The sequence below is a fragment of the Methylobacterium sp. W2 genome, assembly GCF_020662345.1.
Taxonomy (GTDB): domain Bacteria; phylum Pseudomonadota; class Alphaproteobacteria; order Rhizobiales; family Beijerinckiaceae; genus Methylobacterium.
In genome coordinates, this window is sequence record NZ_VMOA01000012.1 from 72,687 (window position 1) to 84,119 (window position 11,433).

The window sequence follows — 11,433 nt, forward strand, 5'->3', positions numbered from 1 at the left end:
GCCGGTTTTACCACGGCACCAAACGGCCATATCTAGGCGTCAGGGTGTTATGTCGGGTACCCCGCCCCTCCGCCTCAAGGTTTCGATGATCCGGCCCCTCGCCCTCCTGCTCCTCGCGCTGATCGGTGCCATGGGCGCCTCGGCGCAGGGGCTCAAGCCGCCGGCCGATCTCGTCAAGGCTCACCTCGTGGCCGAGCCGGGGGCGATCCGGGCCGGGGAGCCCTTCACCATCGGCATCCGCATGGTGATGCGCCCGCACTGGCATGTCTACTGGCGCAATCCGGGCGATTCCGGCCTGTCGCCCGAAGTGGCGTGGTCGCTGCCCCAGGGCTTCACGGCGGGCGCGATTCAATGGCCGACGCCGAGCCGGATCCCGGTGGCGCATCTGGTGAATTTCGGTTTCGAGGGTGAAACGGTGCTGCTGGCCGAGATCACCCCGCCGGCGCTACTGCCGCCCGGCAAGTCCGTGACCCTGGCGGCAAAGCTCACCTACCTCGTCTGCGAGCGCGAATGCATTCCGGGCTCCGCCGACCTGAAGCTCAGCCTGCCCGTGGCCACGCCGGGCACCAGCACCGGCAGTTCGGCCGCCAACATCCTGCTGTTCGAGGATGCCCGCGCGGCACTCCCCGTGCCCTCCCCCTGGCCGGTGACACTCACGAGCGAGGGCGACAGGCTGGTCCTCACCGCCGACGCGCCCGGCCTGAAACCCGACGCGATCCGCGCGGCCGCCTTCTTCCCCTATTCCGAGACGGCGATCGAGAACGCCGCTCCCCAGACTCTGACGATCGACGACAAGGGGTTCCGTTTGAGCCTCGCGCGGGCGACACCCGGCGAGACCGCCCCCTCGGAGCTTCCCGGCGTCCTCACCTTCGACGAGCAGACCGCCGATGGCACGGTCCAGCGCTCCTATGCCATCGGCGAGGCGCCCGCCGCCGCTCCCACCGGGGTGATTCCCACAACACGGGACTCCGCGTCGCGAAACACTTCGTCGGAGGAGACGCTGACCCTGTGGAGTGCGGCCGGCCTCGCCTTCCTCGGCGGCCTCCTCCTCAACCTGATGCCCTGCGTCTTCCCCGTGCTGTCGATCAAGGTGCTGAGCCTCGTGAAGCATTCGGGCGAGCCGCCCGCCCGCGTACGCCTGCACGGGCTGGCCTACACCGCCGGTGTGCTCGCCGCCTTCCTGTCCCTGGCAGGGCTGCTGATCACCCTCAAGGGCGCGGGCGCGGGGATCGGCTGGGGCTTCCAGCTGCAATCGCCCCTCGTGGTGGCGGCCCTCGCCTACCTGCTCTTCGCCATGGGCCTCAGCCTCTCCGGCGTGGTCCATCTGGGCAGCGGAATAGCCGGGCTCGGCGACGGACTGACCCGGCGGGCGGGGCTCGAAGGCTCGTTCTTCACCGGCATCCTGGCAACGGTGGTGGCCACTCCCTGCACCGCCCCGTTCATGGGCTCAGCGGTGGGGTTCGCACTGACACAGGCCCCCCTGGTGAGCCTCGCGGTGTTCGCGAGCCTCGGCCTCGGCCTCGCTTTGCCCTTCCTTGTCCTCACCACGTGGCCGGCGGCTTTACGGCGCCTGCCGCGGCCCGGCGCCTGGATGGAGACGCTGAAGGGGGCGCTCGCCTTTCCGATCTACGCCACCGTGGCCTGGCTCGTCTGGGTGCTGTCGCAGCAGGTCGGCTCTGCCGGTCTTCTGGCCGCGCTGATCGGCCTCGTCCTCGTGGGCCTCGCCGCCTGGGCCTGGGAGCGGGCGCGCCATGCGGGCGGCATCGGCGCCGGGCTCGCCCGCCTGACCGCCGTCGCGGCCCTGGCGGCGACCCTCGCACTCACCGTCGGCCTCGACCAAGACCGGGCCTCGGCGGATATGAGGAATGCGACGGCCGACGGCATCACGCCCTTCACCCAGGCCCGCCTCGATTCCCTCGTGGCCGACGGCAAACCGGTCTTCGTCAACATGACGGCGGCGTGGTGCATCACCTGTCAGGTCAACGAACGCACGGCGCTCCGCACCCAAAGCGTGGAGGCCGCGTTCAAGGCGCGCGACGTGACCTATCTGAAGGGTGACTGGACCAACCAGAATCCTGAGATCACCACCCTGCTGGAGAAGCATGGCCGCAGCGGCGTGCCGCTCTATCTGCTTTATACCGGCACGGGCGAGCCCATCGTGCTGCCGCAGATCCTGACATCGGGTATCGTCCTCGACGAGTTGTCCAAGATCCCGGCGAAGGCCACCGACCGGCGCGCCACCCTCGAGACCACGAAAAGGTGAGAGCCATGGCCCTGCCCCGCCGGATGATTCTCGCAACCGCATTCGCCGCAGGGCTCTCCGGGCTCTTGCCCATCGGCGAGGCGATGGCGGCGGGCCCGCAGGTGGGCAAGCCCGCTCCGCTCTTCACCGGCACGGATGCCGATGGCCGAACCGTCCGGCTGGAGGATTACAGAGGCAAAACCGTCGTCCTCGAATGGACCAATCACGATTGCCCCTTCGTGATAAAGCATTACGGCGGCCAGGCGATGCAGTCCCTGCAGAAGAAATGGACCGAGGCCGGCATCGTCTGGCTGTCGGTCATCTCCTCCGCCCCCGGAGAGCAGGGCGCGGTGGACGGGCAGGCCGCCAACCGCCTGACCCAGACCCGTGGGGCCGCGCCTACCGCCGTGATCCTCGACCCCGCCGGCACGATCGGCCGCGCCTACGACGCCAAAACGACGCCTCACATGTTCATCGTCTCGGGCGACGGCACCCTGCTCTATCAGGGCGGCATCGACGACAAGCCTTCCGCCAATCTCGACGACCTCAAGACCGCGAAAAATTACGTGGACCTCGCCCTCACCGAGATCGCCGCCGGCAAGCCGGTGAGCGTCAGGACCGCAAAGCCCTATGGCTGCACGGTAAAGTACGCTTCCTGAGGAATCCGCCCCGTCACGAGAAATCCTCGGTGACGATCCGGGCCCAGGTCTCTCCGGCAAGCCCGCCGAGAAAGACGTTGCCGCTGCGAAGCGTCGCCGCCACCTCCGGATCGCGCGTCCAGGCGATCGTCCCCATGACGTGGTGATAGAAGAGCCCCTTCTGGCGGAAGAGTCCCTTCATCAGGTCGGGTGAGGTCGCCCCGCGCACGGCGACGGCTCCGTGTGCGGCCGCATCGGCGAACATCTGGCCGACGACGAGTTCCTCGCGGTTGGGCAGCGCCAAAACCTGGAGCGCATAAGCGACGCCATCCCGACGGGCGTAGAGGAGATACAACCCGATCCGACGGCCGATCCGATCCACCACCTCGCGGATCTGCAGGGGGCCGTATTTCGTCTGGAGACCGGCCTGGTCGACGAACCAGCCGAGTTCGGCCGGGTCCGGCTTCAGATCGTAGTGAGCGAGGAAGGGACGGGCGGCCTCCGCGAAATCGGCGGCGGCGATGGGGCGCGAGACGATACCGTCGGGGCGTGGGGAGCCGGAGGGCAGGAAGCGCCGGAGCACGCTATCGGCCGAGCGGGCGATCGGGACGACCCAACGCGCGAGCCCGGGGAGGCGCTTTCCCAGGAAATACGCCACCGTCCCCGCGGGCCGGTGGATCTTCACCCATTCGAGGCTCTGCGCCGGCAGGATCACGAAGCGGGTGGCGCGGGCGATATCGAGGGATGTGCGGTTGGCGGTGTCGGTGAAAAGGAGGTCGAAATCGCGGGCGGTGACGCCCCGGACGAGGCTGACGCCGATGCCGGGATTGTTGTCGGGATCGGCGGCCATGTAGGCGCTGAGGATTCCGGCGCGCAGGGTCCGCTCACCGACGACCATGGTCATGGCGATGACGCCCATGAAGCCGTCCACGGCCCCGTTCCGGTCCAGATGGACGATGGAGCCGGTGCCTTCGGTATAGCCCGGCGAATCGAAATACGTCGCTTCCAGGCAGGCGGCGAGCTTGCCCGCCTGATAGCTCTTGCCCAGGCGAAAGGTCTCCGAAAACAGACGGCAGACCTGCGGAATGTCGCTCCTCTCGAACGCCCTGATCGAGCCGCGCGAAGACGAGGCGGAGGTTGTCGGAACATGAACCGAATGCTGAGCTTGGCCTGCCTGATTCTGCTCAAGATTGCTTTGGTTCATTCCGGCACAGCTCGATGACACCTCACTATCGAAGGCAATTTATCGGCCCAACCATTATCAATTCGACAAGGCAGCACCTCGCATCCGGCATACCCGGCATCGGTGCCGCCCCCGACGATCTCGTCTAGACAAGCACGGGCGTATCTCCGCCCGAACCGCATGCGCTCGTCCGAGTCCCCCATGACAGAACCCGCCGCGCCCCGTTGGTCGGTCTTCCGCAACGGCGATTTCCGGCTGTATGGCGCCGCGCGGTTCCTCACCGGCCTCGCCTACCAGATGCAGGCGGTGGCGGTGGGATGGTTCGTCTACGACCTGACCCGCTCGGCCCTCGCCCTCGGCCTCGTGGGGCTCGCGAGCTTTCTCCCGGCGATGCTCTCCGCCCTGATCACCGGGCATGTGGCCGACACCTACGACCGGCGCCTGGTGACGGCGATCGCCTATGCAACCCTGACCGTGGCCGATCTCGGCCTTCTCGGCCTCGCCTTGTCCGGCACCGCCTCGATCTGGCCCATCTACGCCCTCGTCGTCGTCATCGGCACATCGCGGGCCTTCGCAAACCCCGCGCTGCAGGCCCTGCTCCCGACCCTGGTCCCGCGCCCCCTGTTCGGATCGGCCATCGCCTGGAACGCCTCGCTCTGGCAGAGCGCGTCGATCCTCGGCCCGGCCGCCGGCGGCTTCCTCTACATGCTGGGGCCCGCCGCCGTGTTCGGGGCGGCGGCGGCGAGCTTCGCCCTGGCGAGCGCCCTCGTGGTCGCGATCCGCTTTCGCCCCGCTGCCGTGACGGAGCGGCCGCCCGTCACCTGGGCCACCCTCTCGGCCGGCCTGTCCTACATCCGCTCGCAGCCGGTGGTGCTCGGTGCGATCAGCCTCGATCTCGTGGCCGTGCTGCTGGGAGGCGCCACCGCCCTGCTGCCGATCTTCGCCGCCGAGATCCTCCATGTCGGCCCCCTCGGGCTCGGCGCCCTGCGCAGCATGCCCGCGGCGGGAGCCGTGGTCACCGCCATCCTTCTCGCCTATCGCCCCCTCGAACGCCATGCCGGCCGACGGATGCTCCAGGCGGTGGCGGTCTTCGGCCTCGCCATCACGGCGTTCGGCCTGTCCACGTCGCTGCCGCTCTCCATGGCCTGCCTGTTCGTCACGGGGGCGGCCGACATGATCAGCGTCTATGTGCGCCAGACCTTCGTCCAGGGCGAGACGCCCAATGCCATGCGCGGACGGGTCTCGGCGGTGAACACGGTGTTCATCGGCGCCTCCAACGAACTCGGTGAGTTCGAATCCGGCACGCTCGCCGCCCTCGTCGGCGCGGTACCCGCCGTGGTGGCGGGCGGGCTCGCGACGATCCTCGTGGCCGCGCTGTGGGGACGCCTGTTCCCGGCGCTCAAGGCGCGGGACCGGCTGCTGCCGGCGGAGTGATCGGAACTCCGCAGCCCGGCGGTCCGTATCCCCACCCCATCCTGCGGGGAGATTATTCCTTTCCGGTCATGGACGCGACGCGACAGGGATAGGACCGTTCGACGGAAGTCCTTGGTTTGGCGGGAATACCGGTCGAGATCGTTGCCCGCCTTTCCCCTCACTTCCCCGCCAGCAGCGGCGACCAGGTCGGGTCGGAGGCGTAGGACGGGGTCGGCACCGGCTGCTCCACCTTGCCGGTGATGTCGACCATGTAGAGCTTGCCGCCGCCCTGGCCGCCGGGATCGCGGAAGAACAGCACGTACTGACCGTTCGGCGCGAAGGTCGGCCCTTCATTGTGGAAGCCCTCCGTGAGCACGCGCTCGCCCGAACCGTCCGGCTTCATCACGCAGATGGCGAAACCGCCCTTGCGCTGGCGGGTGAAGGCGATGAGATCACCCTTGGGCGACCAGGCCGGCTGCGAGGCCGAGCCTTCGCCGAAGGAAATACGGGTCGGGTTCGAGCCGTCGGCGCCCATCACGTAGACCTGCTGCGAGCCGCCGCGATCGGATTCGAACACGATCTTGCTGCCGTCCGGGGAGTAGGTGGGCGAGGTGTCGATGGCGTTGCCGTTGGTAATCGGCGTCTGCGCCTTCGAGCCGAGATCCATCTTGACGATGTCGGCGTTGCCGCCCTGCTGCACGCTCATGACGAGGTGATGCCCGTCGGGCGAGAAACGCGGGCTGGTGCTCATGGAATCCATCCGGCCGATGGCCTGACGCGCGCCGGTCTCGAGGTTGATCACCTGGACGCGCGGCTGCTGCCCGCTGGCCTGGGTCATGAACGCGATGTCCTGCGTCGAGGGCGAGTAGCGCGGAGCCACCACGGCGGATTCGCCGTTGGTCAGCGCACGGACATTGGCGCCGTCCTGGTCCATCACCATCAGGCGCTTGCGGCGATTCTCCTTCGAGCCGGATTCGTCGACGAAGGCGATCCGGCTGTCGAACCAGCCGCCGAGCCCGGTGATCTTGGTATAGACCACGTCCGAGATCAGGTGCCCGGTGCGGCGGGCATTGGCGACGTCCGCGCCATATTGCTGACCGGTGAGCTGCTGGCCGGAGGTGACGTCCCAGAGCCGGAACTCGACCTTGAGCTTGCCGGCCGGATCACGCCCGACCCGGCCGGTGATCAGGGCCTGGGCGCCGGCGGCACGCCACTTGTCGAAGCCCGGCACCGCATCGAAGCCGGGATTCTCAGGGAACTTCCCCTTCTCCAGGGGCACGAAATAGCCGGACCGGCGCAGGTTGTTGGTCACCACGCTCGAAACCAGCAGGCCGAGGCTCGGATCACCGGAGAAATCGGCGACCGCGATGGGCATCGGCTGGAACGAGCCGCCGCCGATGCGCAGGTTCAGCTGCGCCTGTGCGGGCGCCGCGAAGGCGAGCACGAGGGCGAGGACCGCGAGGAGCGACGCCAGGGGCGAGGCGAGCCGCTGGTGGAAAGTGTCGGTCATGAAGAGATTCCGAAAACCTTGAGCAGGGATTCTGGGAGCGTCGGTCCTTCCTATCCTCGACCTCATCCTGAGGTGCCGAAGCGTGGGCGAAGGCCGCGAAGGAGGCTTCCAGGGCCCTTGTGCTGTCTGGAAGCCTCCTTCGAGGCCCGCTGACGCGGGCACCTCAGGATGGGGGAGAGGGATTGGACGAATCCGAAGGAAGGATCACCGACCTGTATCACACCCGCGAGAACTCGAATTCCGCGTTGATCGCCTTCCAGTCGTCATAGTACGGCGCGAACTGGGGCGGGATCTTGTAGGGCGCGCAGCGCTTCACCGCACGAAGCGCCGCCTCGGCGAGGGAGCGGTCCACGGCGTTGGCGCCGCCGCGCATGATCCGCGGCTCGGTGCTCAGCGAACCATTGGCCGAGAGGCGGATATCGAGCATCGGCAGCACCACGCCCTGGGAGGCGCCTGGGGGCGCCGAGTAGCAGCGCTCGATCTGCTGGGTCAGCATTCCGATCAGGGAATCGCGCATGGAGGGCGAGAGGCGCTGCGAGGTGCCGCTGGCCGCCCCCAGCGAAGCCGTGCGCTGGACCTCGTGGCCGGTGGCGCCGGTGGATTGCGAGGGCGCCCGTGAGGCGAGCAGCTGCTTGATGTCGCCGGAACTGAACTTGTCGGCGAGCTCGGCCTGTTTCTTCGCCTTGGCCTCCGCATCGGCCTTGGCGCGGGCATCCGCCATGGCCTTCGCCTTGGCCTTCGCGGCGGCATCCGCCCTGGCCTTCGCCTCGGCCTGCGCCTTGGCATCCGCCGCAGCCTTGGCCTCCGCGACCGCCTGTTGACGCTCGGCCTCGGCTTTTGCCTTCGCTTCGGCCCTGGCTTCCGCCTCGGCCTCAGCCTTCTCCGCCTTGGCGAGGGCTTCGGCCTTGGCCTTCGCGTCCGCCAGAGCCTTGGCCTTTTCGGCCTTGGCGGCCTCCGCCTTGGCGATGGCCTCGGCCTCCTGGCGCTCGATGAGTTCGGCCAGCTTCTCGCGCTTCTCGGCCTCGACCTTGGCAGCCTTCACCGCCTCGGCCTTGGCTTCCGCCTTGGCAGCCTCCGCCTTGGCGGCGGCTTTAGCTTCTGCCTTGGCCTCAGCTTTGGCCTCAGCCGCAGCCTTGGCTTCCGCCGCTTTCGCGGCTTCAGCCTTGGCGGCCTCTTTGGCGAGCTTCGCCGCTTCGGCCTTGGCGGCGGCCTCCGCCGCCTCTTTCTCGGAATCGTGGTCGGGCATACGCAGGGGCATTTCCTCGGCGCTGGCGACCTTCATGTCGGCCGGGCGCTTCGGGGGCGCGGGCGCATCGACTTTGGCATTCTCGGGTTCGCGCTCCTCGGCCTTCTCCGCGACCTTGTCGGCGCGGGGCTTGGCGTCGGGCATCGGCTTGTCGGCGTTCCTCTCGCCCTTGGTCAGTTCCGAGAATTGCTGCTCGGTCATCACCTCCACCGGCACGCCCTCCTGCGCGTCGGGCAGGGCCGGGGCGGCGACCGACATCAGCGCCACCGTGAGAACGGCGACATGGACGCCGCTGGAGATCCAGACGCCCGGTTCGCGCAGTTTGGCGGGGAGCTTCACGGTGGCGGCGCCCGCTACTTCTGGTCCGGCTCGGTGACGAGGGCGACCTTCTTGAAGCCACCTCCGGTCACGATCGCCATCACCTGGGCCACGCGGCCGTAATCGACCCGCTTATCGCCGCGCACGAAGACCCGCTCCTCGAAGCCGGACTTGGAGGTCTCCACGAGTTTCGGGACGATGGTGTCGTCGGTGAGTTCGGCCTCGCCGAGGAAGATCTGGCCGGTCTGGCGGATCGACAGGGTCACCGGCGTCGAATCGGAGTTGAGCGGGCTCGCCTTGGATTGCGGCAGGTCGAGGGGCACGCCCACCGTCATCATCGGCGCGGCGACCATGAACACGATGAGCAGCACGAGCACGACGTCGATGAACGGCGTCATGTTGATCTCGTTGATGGCGCCGCCCCGCCGCGCGCGACGCCGCCTGCTGCCCCCCTGCGCCGCTCCGTGGGCCATGCCCATGATCGTGCCTCGATGCTTCTAAGGATGCGGGATCAGGCGGCGAGCGACAGGCGCTCGTCGATCTGACGCGAAAGGATGGCGGAGAACTCGTCGGCAAAGCCCTCCAGCCGCGACTGGGCCTTCGAGACGTTCGACTGCAGCTTGTTGTAGGCGAGCACCGCGGGAATGGCTGCGAACAGGCCGATGGCTGTGGCGAACAGAGCCTCGGCGATGCCGGGGGCCACCACTGCCAGCGACGTGTTCTTCGAGGCGGCGATGGCGGTGAAGGAGGTCATGATGCCCCAGACCGTGCCGAACAGGCCGACATAGGGACCGGCCGAGCCGATGGAGGCGAGAAACAGCAGGCGCGATTCGAGGCGTTCCACCTCACGCTGGATCGTTACGTCGAGCACCTTGTCGATGCGCTGGGACAGGCTCTGGATCTGGCGGCCCGAGCCCTCGAACGAGCGCTTCCACTCACGCATGGCGGCCACGAACAGGGCGCCGAGATTGGTGGCGGGTCGGTCGTTGAAGGAGCGGTAGAGTTCTTCCAGCGAGCGGCCGGACCAGAACGCCTCCTCGAACGCGTCCATTTCGGTCTTCGTGCGGCGGAACAGCAGCGTCTTGTCGACGATGATCGCCCAGCACCAGACGGAGCAGCCGAGCAGCCCCACCATCACCAGCTTGACCACGAAATGGGCGTGCCAGAACAGGTTGAACAGGCTCATGTCCGGCGGCGGCAGCGCCTGCATGGCATCGGCTGGGTTCATGGCAACACGATCCTCGAAAAACCCAGTGCAGGGCTGCCGCAGAACCGGCGGCCCGGCCTTCGCGTTCGAACCGGAACCTTGAGTGATTTCAACGTTCAATGGTCCGCGAATCTGTCGAAAGTAAGGGCTGGTTTGTGCAGCGCACCGCGGTTGTGTCCGCGCCAGTTAAGCATCCGGCAGGGTTAACATTCCCTTGCGGTCGGTCCGGACCGGTCCACCGAAGGGGGACCCGCCGACGGACCCCAATCCTTCAGGACGGCACAAGACAGAGATGACGAAATATTGTTCTTACAAATTCAGTACAGATCTGATTTTTAATAAATCGTTATACCTTATAGATTTATATTGATCGACACCAACAGCAGCATTTCGCTCTGTATTTGCCGTGGATTGGAAAAGATTTCCATGCTCGCGCTCGCTCGATTTAAAAAAGAGACAAAGCCGACGATAGATACACGCATGAGCGTGGACTTCGAGGCCGTCCTCGATGCTCTACCCGTCAATGTGCTGGTCTTGGACCCGACGAGCGCAAATATTACTTACGCGAACCGTCGGAGTATCGAGACCCTTCACACCTTACGCGAGCACATTCCAAGCAGCGTCGACCCCGACCGCATGGTCGGCAGCTCCATGGACGTGTTTCACAAGAACCCAAGCCACCAGCGCGGGATCGTGTCCGATCCCGCGCGTCTTCCCTGGCGGACGAAAATTCGCCTCGGTCCCAAGACCCTCGATCTGCACGTTTCGGCCGTCTACTCGGGCAATGGGGACTACCTCGCCGCCGTTCTGTCCTGGGCGGACATGACACCTCTGACAGATGCCATCGCGTCCTTCGACCAGGCGGCGCAGACCTCGCTGGGAAGGGCCGCGGAGGCCACGACGACGGTCCGCGGAGCCGCCGGCCATGTCCTGAACAAGACCGGCGAGACCTCGCAAGCCGCCGAAATCGCCTCGACCGGTGCGAGTGGCACATCCTCGAATGTCGGGGCCGTCGCTGCCGCCGTGGAGGAGCTCAACGCTTCCAATGCCGAGATCAATCAGCAGATGAACCGGTCCCGCTCGGTCACGTCGGCGGCCGTGGAGGAAGTCCGGCAGGCCGTGGCCAGTGTCCAGGCGCTGCGGGAGAACTCGCAGCGTATCGAACGGGTGGTCGGAATGATCGGCAAGATCGCCAGCCAGACCAATCTGCTTGCCCTCAACGCGACGATCGAGGCCGCCCGGGCAGGGGTCGCCGGGCGCGGCTTCGCCGTGGTGGCGACGGAGGTCAAGGAACTGGCCGACCAGACCTCGCGTGCGACGAGCGAGGTCTCGCAGCAGATCACGCAGATCCAGGCGACGACCACCGCGACCGTGACGATGATCGAGCGGATCGCCGTGACCATCGCCCGCATCGACGAGAGCGCCGTCACGGTGGCGGCGGCAATCGAGGAGCAGACGGCGACCGCGACCGAGATCAGCCGCAGCATCAACACGGCGTCGCTGCAGACGAGGCGTGTGAACGAGAGCGTCGTGGCGGTGGCGGCCAGTGCCGACAGCTCCGCTGCCTCGGCGCAGAGCGTGCTCGGCGCTACCACTGAACTCGATCAGCAGATCAATCACCTCACGCAGGCGGTCACGGTCTTCCTGGGCGAGGTCCGCAAGATCTGAAGGTCGGG

General features: G+C 67.2%; 9 protein-coding genes. 4 read left to right on the forward strand and 5 right to left on the reverse strand.

The window, feature by feature from the left end; genetic code table 11:
- Positions 1 to 49 precede the first annotated feature (49 nt).
- Complete coding sequence (locus tag FPV16_RS08945; protein WP_413629238.1) at positions 50 to 2,263, forward strand: protein-disulfide reductase DsbD family protein; 2,214 nt, start codon at positions 50 to 52, stop codon at positions 2,261 to 2,263.
- A gap of 5 nt (positions 2,264 to 2,268) precedes the next feature.
- On the forward strand, positions 2,269 to 2,901 hold the full coding sequence (locus tag FPV16_RS08950; RefSeq protein ID WP_227437863.1) for a redoxin domain-containing protein: 633 nt from the start codon (positions 2,269 to 2,271) through the stop codon (positions 2,899 to 2,901).
- A 13-nt stretch (positions 2,902 to 2,914) separates the two neighbouring features.
- On the opposite strand, the gene FPV16_RS08955 is transcribed toward FPV16_RS08950, so the two are convergent.
- Complete coding sequence (locus FPV16_RS08955) at positions 2,915 to 4,084, reverse strand: hypothetical protein (RefSeq protein WP_227437864.1); 1,170 nt, start codon at positions 4,082 to 4,084, stop codon at positions 2,915 to 2,917.
- Positions 4,085 to 4,264: 180 nt separating this feature from the next.
- Here FPV16_RS08955 and FPV16_RS08960 point away from each other — a divergent pair, with 180 nt between their 5' ends.
- A complete protein-coding gene (locus FPV16_RS08960; protein ID WP_227437865.1) occupies positions 4,265 to 5,497 on the forward strand; it encodes an MFS transporter in 1,233 nt (410 codons plus the stop codon).
- 157 nt (positions 5,498 to 5,654) lie between these two features.
- On the opposite strand, the gene tolB is transcribed toward FPV16_RS08960, so the two are convergent.
- The 4 genes from tolB to tolQ all read right to left on the reverse strand — a co-directional run bounded on the left by tolB (position 5,655) and on the right by tolQ (position 9,778).
- Positions 5,655 to 6,986, reverse strand: coding sequence for a Tol-Pal system beta propeller repeat protein TolB (gene tolB / locus FPV16_RS08965; protein ID WP_227437866.1), 1,332 nt, complete (start codon positions 6,984 to 6,986; stop codon positions 5,655 to 5,657).
- 217 nt (positions 6,987 to 7,203) lie between these two features.
- A complete protein-coding gene (gene tolA / locus FPV16_RS08970; RefSeq protein WP_227437867.1) occupies positions 7,204 to 8,571 on the reverse strand; it encodes a cell envelope integrity protein TolA in 1,368 nt (455 codons plus the stop codon).
- Between the two features lie 14 nt (positions 8,572 to 8,585).
- Positions 8,586 to 9,029, reverse strand: coding sequence for an ExbD/TolR family protein (locus tag FPV16_RS08975; RefSeq protein ID WP_227437868.1), 444 nt, complete (start codon positions 9,027 to 9,029; stop codon positions 8,586 to 8,588).
- Between the two features lie 32 nt (positions 9,030 to 9,061).
- Positions 9,062 to 9,778, reverse strand: coding sequence for a protein TolQ (tolQ, locus tag FPV16_RS08980; protein ID WP_018041984.1), 717 nt, complete (start codon positions 9,776 to 9,778; stop codon positions 9,062 to 9,064).
- A 345-nt stretch (positions 9,779 to 10,123) separates the two neighbouring features.
- Between tolQ and FPV16_RS08985 the strand changes: the two genes are divergently transcribed.
- Entirely contained in the window at positions 10,124 to 11,425 is a 1,302-nt protein-coding gene (locus FPV16_RS08985) for a methyl-accepting chemotaxis protein (protein WP_227437869.1), read from the forward strand.
- Positions 11,426 to 11,433: the final 8 nt, after the last annotated feature.